Raw genomic sequence first — 18,398 nt, forward strand, 5'->3', positions numbered from 1 at the left:
AGGAAACTTCCGATGAAGCGGAGATGGATCCAGCTTGCCAGCGCTTTGATCTATAACGCGAATCTAAAAGGGTTTGGGGAGGCCGCTATTTATCAGGGGAAAACAAAGGGCGTCTGTGTTCCGGGCTTAAACTGCTATTCCTGTCCGGGGGCCATTGCCGCCTGTCCGCTTGGGACGCTGCAAAATGCACTGAGCAGTGCGCCAGTTCGTTTCCCATTTTATATTCTCGGCTTTTTGATTCTTTCCGGATTGTTCCTGGGGAGAATGATTTGCGGCTTTTTGTGTCCCTTTGGATTGATTCAGGAATTGCTTTACAAGATCCCGGTGCCAAAATACAGGAAAAACCGGATAACCCGGATACTTTCCTGGCTGAAATATGGAATTCTTGCTTTGTTTGTGATTTATATTCCACTGTATTTTGCCTTCCGGAACGGATTTCCACTGCCGTCATTTTGCAAATATATCTGTCCGGCGGGGACGCTGGAAGGTGGACTGACATTGGTTCTTGGCAATCCGTCTCTACGGGCGGCGGCAGGTGTGCTCTTTGACTGGAAAGTACTGGTGCTTTTGCTGTTTTTGGTAAGCACCTGTTTTGTTTATCGTAGTTTTTGTCGTTTTTTCTGTCCGCTCGGAGCAGTTTATTCGCTGTTCTCCCGGATTTCCATTCTGGGAATTGAGGTGGATGAGGGGAAGTGCACTCACTGTGGCCAGTGCGTGCGTCAGTGCCGCATGGATATGAAAGCGGTCGGAGATAGGGAATGTATTCAGTGTGGAGAATGTAAACAGGTCTGCCATGTTGGAGCGATTGAATGGAAACACAGGAAATGGAGGAGGTTCTGATGAGAAAAAAAAGAATGGGAATGTTACTTTGTATGATATTAATGGTAGCAGCGCTTTCTGCCTGTGCGGGGAAAACGGATGACAAGAAGCAGGGTACAAAAACAGCCGGCACGAAAAAGGACGAAAGCAAAGAGGAGCGGACAGCAAAGGGGGAATCGGAGAAAGGGATGACAGCTCCGGACTTTGAGGTGACGCTTCTGAGCGGCAAGACTGTCAAACTGTCTGATTACAGGGGGAAAAGGGTCCTTTTGAATTTCTGGGCGACCTGGTGCGGCCCGTGCGTTCAGGAAATGCCGGCATTTCAGCGGCTGAGCGAGGACTATCCTGATGATGTGGTAATCCTGGCGGTCAACTGCGGGGAGAGCAAAGAAGAGGTCGAAAACTTTGTACAGAAGAATGGTTATACATTCCCGATTGCGCTGGATGAAAATTTGGAGGCGTCTAATTTGTATCCGGCAACATCCATTCCGTTGACTCTCATTGTGGATGAAGAAGGAGACATCGTCTATTCCTCCTATGGAGCCAGCGACGCAGATGCGATGTACGCGCACTATAAAGAAGAACTGGGACTGTGACAATCTTACACCGACGTAAGAATACGAAGAGAAAGTGTAAGCCGAATCGATGGCGGACACTTTCTTTTTTCTGTACAATAAAGGCAGAACAAAAAGAAAGGGAGTCGATGATTATGGCATTATTGGAAGTCAGACATCTGAAAAAAACATATACAAACCGGTTTGGAACAAACCAGGTGGAGGCGTTGAAGGATGTGACCTTTTCGATGGAAGAAGGAGAGTATACGGCAGTGATGGGAGAATCCGGATCCGGAAAGACGACACTTCTGAACCTGCTGGCGTCGTTTGACCGGCCGACTTCGGGTGATATTATCCTGAACGGCCTCCCATTCCGGAAGATCCAGGACAAGGATCTGGCAGTCTATCGGAGGAAGAACCTCGGGTTTGTATTCCAGGATTTCAATCTGTTGGATACGCTCTCAGTCAGGGACAACATTTTTCTCCCTCTCGTGCTTGCCGGGGAAAAGACAGAAGAAATGAAAAAACGGCTGTCACCTCTTGTCAAGGTGCTTCGGATCTCCGATCTGCTGGACAAATTTCCGTACGAAATTTCCGGGGGTCAAAAACAACGGACGGCGATCGCAAGAGCACTTATTACAGAGCCCAAGCTCATTCTGGCGGATGAACCGACCGGGGCTTTGGATTCCAGGGCCTCCCATGAATTGTTGCATATGTTTGAGCAGATCAATCAGGCGGGGCAGACAATCCTTATGGTGACTCACAGTACGACGGCCGCAAGTCATGCCAAGAGAGTACTGTTTATCAAGGACGGTACCGTGTATCATCAGATTTACCGGGGAGATAAAAGCAGGGATGAGATGTTCCGGAAGATCTCCGAGACTCTGACTGTGATGGCGTCAGGAGGGAAAGAGTATGCATAATGCTTTGTATTTTACACTGGCAAAGTCGAATCTCAAAAAGAACCGGGCAATCTACCTGCCTTATCTGCTGGCAAATGTACTGATTGTCAGTATGTACTATATCCTGACGAGTATCCGTTCTATGATGCAGACTTACGAGACGACACAGGGCTCCAATACGGATCTGATGCTTCGGTTCTGCACGGTGGTTGCCGTTATCATGGCCTTCATCATCCTGTTCTATGTCAATAGTTTTGTGATTCGGCAGAGGAAGAAAGAGATCGGGTTATACTGCGTCCTTGGGATGGAGAAGCGCCATCTCTCCGTGATGATGCTATGGGAAGTGGTATTGACCTCTCTTGGGGGAATTGTGGGCGGAATCGTTTCAGGCGCCCTGTTCAGCCAGCTTGCGTTTCTCGTCTTTTTAGCGCTTCTTAGAATCCCGTCGGATTTGCGGTTTGAGATTCCACTGGGTGCGGTAGGAAACACATGTGCAGTATTTGGCGTCTTATACCTGCTCGTCCTTTGCTACAATCTGCTCTCGATCCTGCGAACTAGTCCGATTTCCTTTTTGCAGGGCGCGAAAGAGGGAGAGAGGGAACCGAAAGTGAAAAAGATTCCTGCGGTGCTTGGCGTGATCTTTCTGGCAACAGGGTATGGCCTCGCACTGTTTGCAGATGGCATTTACGAGACAATCAAAGTGTTCCTTCCTGCGGTGCTGCTGGTGATTTTCGCCACATATTTCCTCTTTTTGGCGGGCAGTATCGCTTTGTTGAAATGGATGAAACGGCGGGAGCGGTTTTACTACCGTCCGAAAAATTTCATTACCGTATCCGGGATGCTTTACCGGATGAAGCAAAATGCGGCAGGGCTTGCGACGATCTGTATTTTGTCCACCGCCGTGATTGTGTCGGTCTCCACCAGCTTCAGTCTGTACCTGGGGGAAGAGGACATCCTGAAACTGCAGTTTCCGAGAGATTATCATGCAAGTTGTATACTCGAAAAGGGCGAGGAAGAGACGGCGGATCTTCAGGCGGGAATTGAGCATCAGGCAAAGGAGAACGGCGTCGCCATGAGAGACGATTTTGGTTATAAACAACTCTGGATGGCAGGACTTGCTGCGGGAGAACCAGGAGAATTTACCCTCTCCGACGGGGAGCAGATTTCTCCGGAAAATCTGTATATTTTTGCTTTTTTGACCGAGGATGACTATAACAAAAATACCGGAGCAGACCTGAATCTTGGGGACGATGAGGTGGCTGTCTATGAAAAAGAGGAAGAAAGCGTGGGGCAGTCGCTGAAGCTGGATGAACTGAGCTGGAAAGTCAAATCCAAAGTCGAGGATCCCGGAGTCTGGAATCAGGCACTTTATCTGACAGAGACACATTACATGGCGGTCATTGTACCGGATATGTCGGCTCTGCAGGAGATCCGGGATGTATACAACGAGAAGTATGCAGGAACACAGACAGGCTACCGGGTCATCACCTACGAATATTATTATAATATAGAAGGAACGAGGAGTCAGAAAGCAGATTTCATAGAGACTCTCCGAGATACATTGATCCAATACGTTGAACATCCGATGGCAGTGGGAAATGTAGAGCTGTCAAGGACGGACTACTATGAGCGGTTCGGCTCCTTCCTCTTTATCGGACTGTTTTTGTCCATCCTCTTCTTGCTGGCGGTATCTCTGATTATCTATTATAAACAGATCACAGAGGGTCTCGACGACAGAGAGCGGTTCCAGATTATGAAGAAAGTCGGAATGACGGACGACGAAATCCGTTCTACCATCCGGCGGCAGATCCTCCAGGTATTCTTCTTGCCCCTGGCAATGGCGGCTCTGCACACCGCGGCGTCCTTCCCGGCACTGGTAGACCTGATGCGGGCAATGAACCTCATCAATCAAGAGATTTTCGTACGGTGTACCATCGGCGTTGTACTTACCTTTGCGGTCGTGTACTTTATTATTTATACAATCACATCGCATACTTACTACAAAAAGGTGCAGCAAAATGAATAAAAAGAAAAGGGCTGATGCAGAATGTGCGTCAGCCCTTTCCAATGGTGCTGTAAAAAATACCAATTCCACTTATTATCAGGGCGAACTGCCCAAATATTTGACATTATGACATATTATTTGGTCATTCTGCCATTCAAGCTTTCTTTTCCAAACAGTATAATTACAGACGAAGAAGAGAAGTACTATTTGTTTTCAGAAAAACCGGTTTTATGTTTTCGATATGCAGACGGAGAATATCCGGTCGCATTGCGGAACATTTTTGAAAATGCAAGAGAATCTTCATATCCCACAGCATGGGCAATATCTTTGATAAAAATATCGGTGGAACCGAGCAGCTCCTTTGCCTGCTGGAGCCGGTAGTTCAAAAGATATTTTTGTGGAGACATGCGCAGCTTTTTATTAAAAATATAAAAAAGGTATGATCGTGTGATGCCAATATAGTCGGCGATATCCTGAATATGGATATTTTTGCCGTAATGAAAGTGGATATACTGTATTGCATGCTCAAAATAGGTTTCAGGCAGGTAATCATGGTGATCCTTCGTATAATCTGAGGACATCTGATAGGAGTCTGTCAGTAAGGAAAAGAGGGAAAAGAGCAGACTGACGCGTTTCAGCTCATTGGTAATGGTCAGTTGGTGTGTTTTTAACATTTCCCGGATGATAGATACATATATCTCCGGATCTTTAACACAGTCGCGGATATATGGGCAATCCCCAAAGCCGGCCTGTTGTATGTACTGTGCCGATTTATTCCCTTGGAAACTGATGAAGGCATAGGTCCAGGGATTCTGGGAGTCTGGGTAGTAGCGTGATACTGTATCAGGGGGGATGAGAAAAATCTGGCCTTGTTTCAGATGATGGATCTGATGGTTGATTTCAAAATATCCGCTTCCCTCCAGAATAAAATGCATATGGTACTGCGGACGCTTTTTCGGACCCCATACATAACCAGGTGAAGGCTGGTGGATACCGCATCTTGTCAGATAGAGATCGTTTGTTTGATGTTCAATCTGGTCGAGACATTGAAAATCCACACGGTCATAGTATACGTTTGTTTCCATAGCAATGAGTCCCTCCTTTGAAAGTGCAGCTCAAAGTTGAATATAGCATATAAAGATTTGATAGAAAAGTCAAGGCAAGGAGAGAAAAATGAGGATAACAAGTAATATAAAAGCAAATATAAGACAGACATTAAGGGACCTTCCGGATGGCAGACAGGTATATGACATCATATTGGATCAGATTCCATCCCAGGAGGATGAGATCACCATTACTTGTGAATGGGATTTCCCGATCTGTAACATTGCGGGAAGATGGCATCCAAATTGCAGATATGACAGAACGCTGAAAGCGGACTGGGCACATGGGGAAATTTCTATGAGTTCTGTGTCAGCGCCGTTGAATGTATTTTTCAGTACTGACGGGCGAAATATTAAGACCATAGCTGTCTCAGAAGCAGAGAAAAAAGTCAATATGAATGTGGGAGTCCATGAGGAAAATGGAACGATGAAATGTCGTGTGAAAGTTTTTGCCGGAGCGGTAGAAACGCCGGCATACAAAGTCAGGATTCTTCTGGATGACCGGGACGTCCGGTATGAGCAGGCGATTGGGGATGCGGTAGACTGGTGGGAAACAGACTGTGGATTTCGTCCGGCATTTGTACCGGATGAGGCCAGAGATCCGATGTATTCTTTCTGGTATTCCTATCATCAGGAGTTCACGGAAGAAGACGTCGAAGCAGAGTGCCGGCGTGCGGCCGAGCTTGGATTTCGGACTGTGATCGTGGACGATGGATGGCAGACGGACGATACGAACCGGGGCTACGGATATTGCGGGGACTGGGAGGTCACTGAAAAGAAAATCAAAAATATGAAAGATCACGTAGATCGTATTCACAAGCTGGGGATGAGATACCTGCTGTGGTTCAGCGTACCTTATGTCGGAATGTATTCCAAAGTATGGAATCTGTTTCATAATAAACTGATTGCAGTGGATGAAGAGCAAAAGACGGGAATTCTGGATATCCGCTATCCGGAAGTGAGGTCGTATTTGAAAACTATCTATGTAAATGCCGTAAAGGACTGGGGACTGGACGGCTTGAAACTGGATTTTATCGATGAATTTTATGAGAGAGCAGATACCCCGAAAGTGAATGAAGATATGGACTGTATCTGCTTGCAGGCAGCCCTTGATAGACTTCTTGGGGAGACGATGGCAGAGTTAAAACAGATAAAACCGGACATCCTTATCGAATTCCGACAGCGGTATATCGGGCCGTTTATCAGGAGATATGGCAACATGTTAAGGGTCTGTGATTGTCCGGAATCGGGGCTTGCCAATAGGGTAGGAAGTATCGATCTGCGGCTGATGAACAGATATACGGCGGTACACTCTGACCCAATCGTCTGGAACGAAAGAGAGACACCGGAGACAGCGGCTCTTCAGATCATCGATACGCTTTTTTCAACGATGCAGTTTTCGGTGAAAATGGAATACCTGACAGCAGAACACCGCAATATGGTGGAGAATTACATGGATCTGATGAGGAGATATCGAAGACTGCTTCAAACGGGCCCGATTAAAGCAGAAGAGCCGCAGAATCTCTATCCGCAGGTCAGTGTCAGAGACAACGATACGGAGATTACAGCAGTATACTCAGCGGGAAGAGTCGTTACTATCGGAAAACAGCAGAAAGAAACCATCATTATCAATGGTACAAAGGCAACAGAAATCTATATCAAAGCAGAAAACGAAACTCCTGCCAAAGTGATTCAAAAAGATTGTTATGGGGAGATTGTGGAAGAAAAGGACGTGATTCTTGCTGGAATTACAGAGCTTCCTTGCACGGCGGCGGGACGATTGGAAATTATCAAACAAATGTGAAAGGTGGAGGTCAGTATGAAAAAGAGAATGAGAAGACTTGCGGCAGTTGGTCTGGTAACTGTAATGACAGGTTCCATGCTGCTTGGATGCGGAGGAGAAAAGGAGAAGGAAGATGGAAAGACAAGTGATGGAAAAGTCCAGCTCCGTTTCGCAACCTGGGATGACGCAACCGCATTGGACAGCCAGCAGGAATGTGTCGATAAATTTAATGAGAGCCAGGATAAGATTGAAGTTGTACTGGAAGGATGGGGATCTGATTTTGATACAAAGATGACGGCCAGCATGGGAGCGAAAGACGCTCCGGACGTGATGTACATGTGGGATTATCCAACCTATTCAGAAAGTCTGGAACCACTAGACGAGCGGATTGAGGCTGAGGGAGAAGAATACAAGAATAATTTCTTTGAGGCACTCTGGCCGTACAATTCCAATGACGGGAAGATTTACGGTGTTCCGGTCAGTGTCGTAACATCTTGCCTGTATTATAATAAAGATTTATTTGACCAGGCCGGAGTGGAATACCCGTCAGATGACTGGACCTGGGAGGATGTGGAAAAAGCGTCAAAAGAAATTCAGTCCAAGATCGACGGTGTCAATGGATTTACCTTTCCGATTGGCACGCTGCCTTATACATTGGAAATGTACTTATGGAGCAATGGAACTGCGTTTGTGGATGAGGACGGTAAACTGGATGGTAATATCAACAGTAAGAAATCCATTGAAGTGTTTGAAAAGTTCCAGGATATGGAAAAAGACGGCGTGCTGTATGCGTCCGAAGAAAGCGGACAAAGCGAAATGCTGGGCGGCAAGACGGCAATGTATGTCGATGGAACATGGCCGATCAAGCAGTTTGAAGAAGAAGGACTCAATTATGGTATCGCACAGATTCCGAAATTTGAAGGGACCGAACATTCCATCAGTGTCATCAATACGTCTGGTATCGCAATTTCCAAAACCAGTAAACACAAAGATGAGGCATGGGAATTCCTGAAATACTGGACAGGAGAAGAGATGAATAAGTACCGGATCGAAACGGAACTCCCGGCATTAAAATCGGTAGTAGAGTCTGAAAATCTTAGAGAAAATCCAAACTGTGCTCCATTCTATACAGCGCTTGATAACTGTGCAGGCTATGCACCGGCAAGTTTCATTGCGGACGGCTGGACCGAGATTGACGCCGATGTACAGCTTGCATTTGAAAGTATCATCAATCCAAGCAGTTTAGCGGATCCGAAAGAAGCTTTGAACGAGGTTGTAGCAAACCACGAATAGTTGCCGTAGATCAGCGATCGATATCGATTGTGCAAGAGAAAGAGGGGGATCTTCCCCCTCTAAATCATAAGGAGAGAGTTACATGAAAAAATGGAAGACCATAACGCCCTATCTGTTTATCACACCGTGGATTATCGGATTCCTTGTTTTTACACTTGGACCACTGATCTTTTCTCTGTGCATCAGCATGTTTGACTGGCCGGTAGTCGGGGAGAGAACTTTTGTAGGGCTTGGAAATTATATAAAAATGTTTACTGAGGACAAGCAGGTGCTGAAATCTCTGGTGATCAGCATTAAATACGCGGCAATTTTTGTACCGCTTAATATCTGTATTGCTCTGTTCCTTGCGATGCTGATCAGCCAGCCGTTGAAAGGGATCAAAATATATCGGACGATATTCTATATTCCGGCTGTAGTCTCCGGTGTTGCGACATCCGTAATCTGGAGCTGGGTGCTAAACGGTGATTATGGTGTTTTGAACTATCTTTTGTCTTTCATCGGCATTGAAGGACCAAAATGGCTTGTAGACCCTTCGTGGGCGATTCTGGCGGTCGTTATCGTTAGCGCTTTCGGAGTCGGGACTATGATGCTTGTATTCTATACGAATATTAAGGGGATACCGGCAGATCTTTATGAAGCTGCGTCTCTTGACGGAGCCGGACCGGCACGGCAGTTTTTTAGTATCACTCTGCCGATTATCACGCCGACATTATTGTTTAACCTGATTACCTCGATTATCAGTTCTTTCCAGCAGGTTACGCTTGTCATGCTTCTGACTGCGGGCGGACCGATGAAGTCTACCTATTTTTACGGACTGATGACTTACGAGAATGCGTTTCGCCATCACAAACTTGGGTATGCCAGCGCCAACGCCTGGGTGATGTTTGTCATTATTCTGTGCCTGACGGCATTGGTTTTCAAATCCTCTTCTATGTGGGTATTCTATGAAAGTGAAGTCGGCGGTTCTAATAATAAGAAGAAAAGGAGGAAAAAGTAATGAGAATGTCTAAAAAAACGAAGGTAATTCTGTATGTGATCCTGACATTACTTGCGGTTTACTTTTTGTTTCCTTTTGTATATATGTTTTTCTCCACATTTAAAACAGAATCAGAGGCGGTAGCATTTCCACCGAAATTCCTTCCTGACATCTGGAATTGGCAGAATTATGTGGACGCATGGAATGCCCAGCCGTTTGCGACATTTCTGAAAAATTCCGTGACAGTTACCGTACTGTCGGCGCTGGGATCCATGGTATCGGCTGCACTTGTAGCCTACGGGTTTGCAAGATTTCAATTCCGGGGAAAGAATGTACTGTTCATGTTGCTGCTTTCTACTATGATGATTCCGTGGGATGTTACGATGATCCCACAGTATATGGAGTTCAACGCATTTGGATGGCTGAATACTTTAAAGCCACTGATTATTCCGTCCTGGTTCGGATCAGCATATTATATCTTCCTGATGCGCCAGTTCTTGATGGGCGTGCCGAAAGATTTTGAGGAGGCGGCCCGGATCGATGGGGCAAACTCATTCCAGATCTTTTACAAAATTTATGTGCCGATTATGAAGCCGTCCCTGATTCTCGTCGGTGTACTGAATATGCTGTCTGCATGGAACGATTATCTGGGACCATTGATTTTCCTGCAGGAAAGATCCAAGTATACACTGGCTCTAGGACTGGCTTCGTTCAAGGGGGTTTACTCTGAATCCATTGTTCCGATGCTGTGTATCACAGTGATTATGATCCTACCACCGATTTTGATTTTCTTATTTGCGCAGCGGTATATTATAGAAGGAACCGGAGGGGCGATCAAATAACACGGAAAGGGAATCTTTTGCTATGAAAAGATTCTCTTTTTTGGTAAAATATAAGAAAAGTACATGGAAAAAGGAGACGAATATGGCGATTAGATTTCATCAGACTTCAAAAGAATTTCATCTTTATAATGAAAAGATCAGTTATATCATTAAAATTCTGGAAAACGGGCAGTTAGGGCATGTCTATTATGGCAAGCGCATCACAGATCGGGAGGATTTCGGGTATCTTGTCGAGTATGTGTCCAGAGATATGGCTCCGTATCCATTTGAGGGCAGGAGCAATTTTTCTCTGGAACATTTAAAACAGGAGTATCCCGCCTTTGGCTCCGGGGATACGAGGTATCCGGCTTTTGAACTGGAGAGTGGGGACGGCAGCAGGGTAGTGGATTTCAAATATCAGTCCCATGAGATCTATGCCGGGAAGAAAGGGATTGAGGGTCTGCCATCAGTCTATGTGGAGAATGAAAATGAGGCGGATACTTTGGAGGTTGTGTTGGAGGATGCTTTTTTAAAAACACGTATCATACTGTCATATAGCATCTTTTCGGACCGTCCGGTGATTACCAGACATGCGAAGTTTGCATGTGAGAAAGAAGATGGCATCACTCTTCTGAACTGTATGAGCGGTTGTCTCGATTTGCCGGATATGGAGTACGAGATGGTGGAGCTGGCGGGAGCGTGGGGCAGAGAACGGTATCCGCAGACCAGAAAGCTTGGCTACGGTACACAGGCCGTGTACAGTATGCGGGGGTGCAGCAGCCACCAGTTCAATCCGTTTCTTATGTTAAAGCGGTCAAATACCGATGAGCACCAGGGAGAGGCGATCGGATGCAGTCTGATCTACAGCGGTGATTTTCTCGCCCAGGTGGAGGTGGACAACTTCGATGTGACACGGGTTGTGATGGGAATCCACCCGAATGAATTTCGTTGGGAGATGGCAAAGGGTGAATCCTTCCAGACCCCGGAGATGGTGATGGTCTACTCGGACAGGGGGATGAACCAGATGAGCCGGACGTTCCACGATCTGTACCGGACCCGGCTTGCGAGAGGCGTATGGAGGGACAAGGCAAGGCCGATCCTCATCAATAACTGGGAGGCGACCTATTTTGATTTTAACGAAGAAAAGATTTTGCGGATTGCCGAAAAAGCAAAGGAGATTGGCGTGGAGCTCTTCGTCCTGGACGACGGATGGTTTGGAAAGCGCAATAAGGATAACGCTTCCCTGGGTGACTGGTACCCGAATCTTAACAAGCTGCCGGGAGGTATTACCGGGCTTGCCAGAAAGATTGAGGAGATGGGGATGAAATTCGGGCTCTGGTTTGAACCGGAGATGACGAATAAGGACAGTGCTCTCTTCCGGGCGCATCCAGATTGGCTGCTGGCAGACATTCGCCGGAATTATTGCCACAGCAGGAACCAATACGTGCTTGATTTCTCCAAATCGGAGGTGGTGGATTACATTTACGGACAGATGAGAAAAATCTTAACGGAGGCTCCGGTTTCCTATATCAAGTGGGATATGAACCGGGCGTTCTCAGAAGTCTTTTCCAATGGAAACGATAGAACGTACCAGGGGAAGGTACGGCATAACTATATTCTTGGGGTGTACAGTCTTTACGAGCGGCTGATTCAGGAATTCCCGGACGTGCTCTTTGAGTCCTGTGCAAGCGGCGGAGCCCGCTTTGATCCGGGAATGCTCTACTATGCTCCGCAGGCATGGACTTCGGATGATACGGATGCGGTAGAGCGGATTAAAATCCAGTACGGTACATCTTACGTCTATCCCCTGTCCAGTATGGGAAGCCATGTGTCCGCGTCACCGAACCACCAGATTTTCCGCAGCACGTCTCTGGAGACGAGAGGAAATGTGGCGTACTTTGGAACTTTTGGTTATGAACTGGATATCACGAAGCTTACGGAGAAAGAACTGGAACAGATGAAGGAGCAGATCACATTTATGAAACAGCACCGGGATCTCATCCAGAAAGGAGAATTTTACCGCCTCGAAAGTCCGTTTAAGGGTAATCAGGCGGCCTGGGAGGTGGTCGCAAAGGATGGAAGCGAAGGACTGATGGCGTATTTTCGGGTACGGCAGCCGATCCAGGGTAAGCTGGAACGCATCTATTTCAGTGGTCTGGAAGAGACAAAAGCTTATGAAGTGCGGGAATGTTTCGGGGAGAAGACAGATTTCGGCGTTCATTATGGGGACGAGCTCATGTATGTGGGATTTAGCGTTTCAGACTGCTCCAGCGGGCTTGTGGGAGTAGCAAGAACGGGACAGGGAGACGGATACTCCAGACTCTTCCATTTCCGGAAAGTAAACTAAGTAAAAAAGAGAAAAAGCAGACCGTAAGAAACGGTTTGCTTTTTTTGGCGTAAGAAACTATAATAATACAGGAACAATTTTGAAAGAAAGGGGAAAGATGATGCTGAAAGGAAAGACAGTGGTTCTTGCTGTGACAGGTAGTATCGCGGCCTACAAGATCGCGTCGCTTGCGAGCACTCTGAAAAAGCTGGAGGCGGACGTCCATGTACTGATGACTGAGAATGCGGAGAATTTCATTCATCCTATTACGTTTGAGACTCTCACCGGCAATAAGTGTCTGATTGATACATTTGACCGGAATTTTCAGTACAGTGTGGAGCACGTGTCCCTTGCTAAGCTTGCGGACGTGGTGATGATCGCACCGGCCAGTGCTAATGTGATCGGAAAGGTCGCAAATGGCATTGCAGACGATATGCTCACGACGACGGTGATGGCCTGCCGATGCAAGAAAATCGTCGTCCCGGCCATGAACACGAATATGTTTGTCAATCCGATCGTTCAGGACAATCTGGACAAGCTTCGCCACTTCGGCTACGAGGTGGTAGATCCTGTCACCGGATATCTGGCGTGCGGGGATACGGGCCAGGGCAAGATGCCGGAGCCAAAGCTTCTTCTGGAGTATATTTTAAAAGAGATCCAGTATGAAAAGGATCTTGCCGGGAAGCGAGTACTGGTCACGGCAGGGCCGACTCAGGAGGCCATTGATCCGGTGCGGTTTCTTACGAACTATTCCACGGGTAAGATGGGCTATGCGCTGGCTACAGTCTGCATGAGGCGGGGAGCCGACGTGACTTTAGTCACAGGACCGACCCAGACAGAGAAGCCAAAGTTCGTCCGGATGATTCCGGTTCGTACGGCAAAGCAGATGTTTGATGCTGTGACAGAATATGCCGGTGATCAGGACATCATTATCAAAGCCGCTGCTGTGGCGGACTACCGCCCGAAGTACCAAAGTGATGAGAAGGTAAAGAAACAGGACGGAGAGCTTGCTATCGAGATGGAGCGTACTGATGATATCCTGCAATACCTTGGCGACCACAAAAAAGAGGGGCAGTACCTCTGCGGATTTTCCATGGAGACAGAGCAGATGATGGAAAACTCCCGCAAAAAGCTGAAGAAGAAACATCTGGATATGATCGTGGCAAACAATCTGAAAGTAGAGGGCGCCGGATTCGGCGGCGACACCAATGTCGTCACGATGATTACGGACGATGCGGAGATTTCACTCGGAAAGATGACAAAGGAGGAGACAGCCGCACATATCATCAGCCAGATTTTAAAGGAACAAGAGAAACGAAAATAGGGAAACAGAACATGATTTCTGTGCCGTAACGTATTGTATCTCGTAAGAGAATGATAACAAGGAGGCAATCATTATGTATCAGACAGGAAAAAGCAATAGTAGAAACAGCGCACTCAGCGTAAGGAGCATGACCCAGGTGGCATTATTCGGAGCAATCATTGTGCTTTTGGCATTTACCCCTTTTCTCGGATATATTCCGCTTGGATTTACAAGGGCAACCATCATCCACATCCCGGTCATCATCGGATCTCTTCTGATGGGACCGAAAAAGGGAGCGGTACTTGGACTTGTCTTTGGAGCGACCAGCTTTATAAATAACACGATGAATCCGACCGTGACGTCCTTTGTATTCACCCCGTTTTACAGCCTGGGAGAGTTCAGCGGAGGAATCGGAAGCCTTGTGATCTGCTTCATTCCGCGGATACTGGTCGGTGTTGTGCCACACTATGTGTATAAGGGCGTCCGGTCCTTATCCAAAAATGAAAAAGTTTCGTCAGCAGGATTGATTCTGGCTGGGATGTCGGGAGCCCTTGTCAATACCCTGCTTGTGATGAATCTGATCTTCGTGTTTTTCCGTGACGCCTATGCGCAGGCAAACGGGGTCGCAGTCAATGCGGTGTACGCATTTATTCTCTCCGTCATCGGGACGAACGGAATTCCGGAAGCCATAGTGGCGGCAGTATTTACACTTTGTATCGGAAAGATTTTGATGAGGAAAAATATCAGAGACAGACTGGGAGTTTAAAGTATGATTTTAGCGATTGATATAGGAAATACCAATATTGTGATCGGATGCATGGAGGGAGACAAATGCAGTTTTATCGAGCGGCTCTCCACAGTCCGCACGAAGACGGAACTGGAGTACGCCATTGACATAAAAAATGTCCTTGATATCTACCAGGTTGATCCGGCAGCTCTCCAGGGCGGGATCATATCGTCTGTTGTGCCCCAGATTACAAAGATTTTCCAGCTTGCGGCAGAAAAGATCCTGAAAAAGGAGATTCTGATCGTTGGGGCGGGTATCAAGACCGGACTGAATATCCGCATGGATAATCCGGCTTCTTTAGGCGGCGATCTGGTGGTGAACGCAGTGGCAGGAATCAAGGAGTACGAGGCGCCGATGCTGATCTTTGACCTCGGTACGGCGACGACAGTCAGTGTCATCGATAAGGACCGCCGCTATCAGGGCGGCATGATCTATCCGGGTGTAGGGGTCTCCCTGGATTCTCTGACCGCAAGGGCGGCGCAGCTCTCCGGTATCAGTCTGGAGGCGCCGGAGCATCTGATTGGAAAGAATACGATAGAATGTATGAAAAGCGGTGTGATTTACAGCAGCGCAGCGGCCATTGACGGTATTATCGACCGGATGAAGGAGGAGCTTGGGGGCAAGGCGACGGTCATCGCCACCGGAGGTCTTGCAAAGAAAATCGTTCCGCATTGCAGGCGAGATGTGATTCTGGACGACGATTTGTTGTTAAAAGGACTTTCGATTTTATATTATAAGAATAAAAAATAAGGTTCCACCAAAATCCGGCGGAGTATAAAGGAGAGTACCAAAGAGGGGGATGCAGATCATTGAAAAAGAACAAGTACGAAATTGATATGTGTAACGGGACGATCATGGACAAGCTGATTTCATTTTCCTTCCCACTGATGTTGACAAGTATTTTGCAGTTGATGTTCAATGCTGTGGATATTATTGTTGTGGGGAGGTTCAGTGGAAGCCAGTCTCTGGCGGCAGTGGGTTCTACGACGGCCCTCATCAATATTTTTACGAATCTGTTTATCGGCATTTCCCTTGGAGCCAACGTGCTTGCGGCCCGCTACTATGCGGCCGGAAGAGACAAGGAGATGTCAGAGGCCGTCCATACGGCGATCTTTCTGGCGCTGATCAGTGGTCTTATCATGGCTGTGGTAGGCATCGGCGCCTCCCGGTTTGCATTGACGCTGATGGGAACGCCGGACGACGTGATCGATCTGTCCGTCCTCTATATGCGGATTTACTTCATGGGGATGCCATTTTTCATGCTGTATAATTACGGGGCGGCAATTTTACGGGCGGTGGGAGATACGAAGCGCCCACTGTTTTATCTGATTGCGGCAGGACTTGCCAATGTCATACTGGATCTGCTTCTTGTCATTGTGATCCCCCTGAATGTGGCAGGAGTGGCGGTAGGAACAGTGGCATCTCAGATGGTGTCCTGTATTCTGGTGCTTCGATGTCTGTACCGGACAGAGGGAAGCTATCAGCTCCGCTTCTCCAGACTGACCATCAAATCGGAGCATTTAAAAATGATCTTTCAGGTGGGAGTTCCGGCGGGCATCCAGAGTACGGTTATCAACTTTTCCAATGCGCTGCTGCAGTCCTCGGTCAATTCTTTTGGATCGACGGCTATGGCGGGCTATACGGCAGCCAATAATATTATCGGATTCTTGTACTCTGCAGTCAATGCGGTTACTCAGGCGTGCATGAGCTTTACGAGCCAGAACTACAGTGTCGGTAAGCCAAAGCGGATGGATCGGGTGCTTGTGAACTGTATTATCCTGACGGTCAGCGTCTCGGCGGCTATGGGAATCGGAGCCTATGCTTTTGGAGGGCAGCTTTTGAAGATTTATACCTCGGAGGCTGACGTGATCCGGTGCGGCTTGGAAGTGCTTTCCATCACCACGGTGCCGTATTTTCTTTGCGGGATTATGGATCTTTTCCCTGGAGCTATGCGGGGAATGGGGCACTCCGGAGTACCGATGATCCTTTCCGTGATTGGAACGGTAGGAACGAGAATCGTATGGGTTTATCTGTTATTTCCGCACCACAGATCCCTGTATTTTCTGTTTATTTCCTATCCGGCGTCCTGGATTCTTACGATCATCATGCAAGCAGTCTGCTTTTATTTTGTGCGGAAACAGTGCAGAATGGAGATGCATATTCTTGGCGGCGAGTAAGAGAAAGGGCTGATACGAAAACAGATACATAGGAAGTATAAAAAAGCTCCTTTCGGGATGATGGCTTTTTGCCAGTCTCTCGAAGAGGAGCTTTTATTATGAGATCTTAGAAAGGATCTGTAGTGGTCTTGATATTGTTCCCATATTTTCGGAAGATGTACCGAAGCATCAGAATCGCGCAGACGCCAAGAATCAACTCGGCTGTAAACTGTGCATAAGCGAGTCCGTAAAGTGGGAAGATGGCGTTTAAAATCAGCAGCGCCGGGATTTCCAGCACGAGTTTGCGCATCACTGCGAAAAGCAGAGCATATTTTCCGAATCCAAGGGACTGGAACACACCGACTGTCAGAAAGTCCAGACTGAGGAAAGCCAGTCCAAGACTGAAGCCCCGTAGAAATCTGCTTCCGTAAGCGATGATGGATTCATTTTTCATAAACAGGCTGATCAGTTCACCTGAACCGATATAGTAAAGCAAGGTGACGACAGCCAGGGCCGGGACAACCAGCTTAATAGCAAAGAGAATCGACGCTTTCATGCGTTTTCGATCCCCGGAGGCAAAATTGTAGCTGACTAACGGCATGATCCCCTGAGAGAATCCCATGGACACCTGCATTGGCACCATGTAGATTTTGTAGGAGATTCCCATAGCAGCTACTGCGTCGGCGCCGTACGCGGAGGTGAAATTGTTGAGAATTGTCATCCCGGTTACGTTGAGCAAATTCTGGATGGAGGCTGGTATGCCAACGCCGCATACTTCCATGACAATCTCCTTTTTGATCCGGAATTTCCGCGGATTGATACAGACAAACGTATTTCCACGTTTCACATATAGGAGGACGAAGAAATACAGACAGGCAACACAGTTGGATAAAAAAGTAGCGCATCCGGCGCCCGCAGCCCCCATACCAAGTCCCCACGGCATAATGAAAATCGGATCCAGAATCATATTCAGGAAACAGCCGCTCATCGTTCCAATGCTGGCGTGCAGAGCAGCTCCTTCCGAGCGGACAAGGTACGCCATCACGACATTTAAGATAGCCGGTGCAGCTCCAAGGAAAACGGTCCAGAAGAGATAGCCCTGCGTGGCGCTCCTGGTTGTGGCGTCCGCACCGATCAGGGACAGGAGCGGATTCTGCAGCAAACAGCACAATATTCCGAAGAGTACACCGCAGATGAGCGAACAGTAAAATCCAAAAGCAGAGCTTAACGATACAACCTCGTAGTCTTTCCGGCCAAGAGCGCGGCTCATCATGCTGGACGTACCGACGCCGAAAAGATTATTGACGGCGTTGAAAGCAAGCAGAACCGGGGCAGCAAGAGAGACTGCTGCGTTTTCCACCGGCTGATTCAGCATTCCCACAAAATAGGTGTCCGCCATGTTGTAGAGAACCATGACGAGAGAACTTAAAATCATCGGGATGGAAAGCTTTGCAACGGCCGACGGAATGGACGCCCTCTCAAACAATTCTATTTTCTTATCATCGTGCATCTGAAAATCCCTCCTATTCTGTCGGAAGCCACAAAAAAGCGGCAGATCACCGAATTCGTA

15 protein-coding genes are annotated in these 18,398 nt (G+C 47.5%); 13 read left to right on the plus strand and 2 right to left on the minus strand.

Annotated features, from left to right (window positions below; genetic code table 11):
- Positions 1-12 precede the first annotated feature (12 nt).
- The 4 genes from AOA56_RS09335 (at position 13) to AOA56_RS09350 (ending at position 4,301) form a co-directional block, all read left to right on the plus strand.
- A complete protein-coding gene (locus AOA56_RS09335; RefSeq protein WP_053769500.1) occupies positions 13-840 on the plus strand; it encodes a 4Fe-4S binding protein in 828 nt (275 codons plus the stop codon).
- A complete protein-coding gene (locus AOA56_RS09340; RefSeq protein WP_053769501.1) occupies positions 840-1,415 on the plus strand; it encodes a TlpA family protein disulfide reductase in 576 nt (191 codons plus the stop codon). The genes AOA56_RS09335 and AOA56_RS09340 overlap by 1 nt, the downstream gene beginning before the upstream one ends.
- A gap of 113 nt (positions 1,416-1,528) precedes the next feature.
- The gene (locus AOA56_RS09345; protein ID WP_024733528.1) at positions 1,529-2,296 is read left to right on the plus strand and encodes an ABC transporter ATP-binding protein; all 768 of its coding nucleotides are present in this window, start codon (positions 1,529-1,531) and stop codon (positions 2,294-2,296) included.
- Positions 2,289-4,301 carry an FtsX-like permease family protein gene (locus AOA56_RS09350; RefSeq protein ID WP_053769502.1) on the plus strand — a complete coding sequence of 671 codons (2,013 nt, stop codon included), beginning with the start codon at positions 2,289-2,291 and terminating at the stop codon, positions 4,299-4,301. The genes AOA56_RS09345 and AOA56_RS09350 overlap by 8 nt, the downstream gene beginning before the upstream one ends.
- Positions 4,302-4,483: 182 nt before the next feature.
- Here AOA56_RS09350 and AOA56_RS09355 read toward each other — a convergent pair whose 3' ends face one another.
- Positions 4,484-5,365, minus strand: a complete 882-nt coding sequence (locus AOA56_RS09355) for an AraC family transcriptional regulator (RefSeq protein ID WP_053769503.1) — start codon at positions 5,363-5,365, stop codon at positions 4,484-4,486.
- A gap of 88 nt (positions 5,366-5,453) precedes the next feature.
- Here AOA56_RS09355 and AOA56_RS09360 point away from each other — a divergent pair, with 88 nt between their 5' ends.
- From AOA56_RS09360 to AOA56_RS09400, 9 genes are all read left to right on the plus strand, one after another.
- On the plus strand, positions 5,454-7,187 hold the full coding sequence (locus AOA56_RS09360; protein WP_053769504.1) for a glycoside hydrolase family 36 protein: 1,734 nt from the start codon (positions 5,454-5,456) through the stop codon (positions 7,185-7,187).
- Positions 7,188-7,202: 15 nt separating this feature from the next.
- Positions 7,203-8,459 (plus strand): ABC transporter substrate-binding protein, encoded by a 1,257-nt coding sequence (locus AOA56_RS09365; RefSeq protein ID WP_048620927.1) that lies wholly within the window; start codon positions 7,203-7,205, stop codon positions 8,457-8,459.
- Positions 8,460-8,541: 82 nt separating this feature from the next.
- Positions 8,542-9,456, plus strand: coding sequence for a carbohydrate ABC transporter permease (locus AOA56_RS09370; protein WP_024733524.1), 915 nt, complete (start codon positions 8,542-8,544; stop codon positions 9,454-9,456).
- Complete coding sequence (locus AOA56_RS09375) at positions 9,456-10,277, plus strand: carbohydrate ABC transporter permease (RefSeq protein WP_053769505.1); 822 nt, start codon at positions 9,456-9,458, stop codon at positions 10,275-10,277. The genes AOA56_RS09370 and AOA56_RS09375 overlap by 1 nt, the downstream gene beginning before the upstream one ends.
- Before the next feature lie 82 nt (positions 10,278-10,359).
- Positions 10,360-12,603, plus strand: a complete 2,244-nt coding sequence (locus tag AOA56_RS09380) for an alpha-galactosidase (protein ID WP_053769534.1) — start codon at positions 10,360-10,362, stop codon at positions 12,601-12,603.
- Between the two features lie 100 nt (positions 12,604-12,703).
- The gene (coaBC, locus tag AOA56_RS09385) at positions 12,704-13,906 is read left to right on the plus strand and encodes a bifunctional phosphopantothenoylcysteine decarboxylase/phosphopantothenate--cysteine ligase CoaBC (protein WP_053769535.1); all 1,203 of its coding nucleotides are present in this window, start codon (positions 12,704-12,706) and stop codon (positions 13,904-13,906) included.
- A gap of 73 nt (positions 13,907-13,979) precedes the next feature.
- Entirely contained in the window at positions 13,980-14,651 is a 672-nt protein-coding gene (locus tag AOA56_RS09390) for an ECF transporter S component (RefSeq protein WP_024733520.1), read from the plus strand.
- Positions 14,652-14,654: 3 nt separating this feature from the next.
- On the plus strand, positions 14,655-15,422 hold the full coding sequence (locus AOA56_RS09395) for a type III pantothenate kinase (RefSeq protein ID WP_048620924.1): 768 nt from the start codon (positions 14,655-14,657) through the stop codon (positions 15,420-15,422).
- An 86-nt stretch (positions 15,423-15,508) separates the two neighbouring features.
- Positions 15,509-16,849 (plus strand): MATE family efflux transporter, encoded by a 1,341-nt coding sequence (locus AOA56_RS09400; RefSeq protein ID WP_053769536.1) that lies wholly within the window; start codon positions 15,509-15,511, stop codon positions 16,847-16,849.
- A gap of 106 nt (positions 16,850-16,955) precedes the next feature.
- On the opposite strand, the gene AOA56_RS09405 is transcribed toward AOA56_RS09400, so the two are convergent.
- Complete coding sequence (locus AOA56_RS09405; RefSeq protein WP_024733517.1) at positions 16,956-18,338, minus strand: MATE family efflux transporter; 1,383 nt, start codon at positions 18,336-18,338, stop codon at positions 16,956-16,958.
- Between the last annotated feature and the right edge of the window lie 60 nt (positions 18,339-18,398).

Origin of the sequence: Sellimonas intestinalis (assembly GCF_001280875.1) — a bacterium.
In the GTDB taxonomy this organism is placed as follows: Bacteria; Bacillota; Clostridia; order Lachnospirales; family Lachnospiraceae; genus Sellimonas; species Sellimonas intestinalis.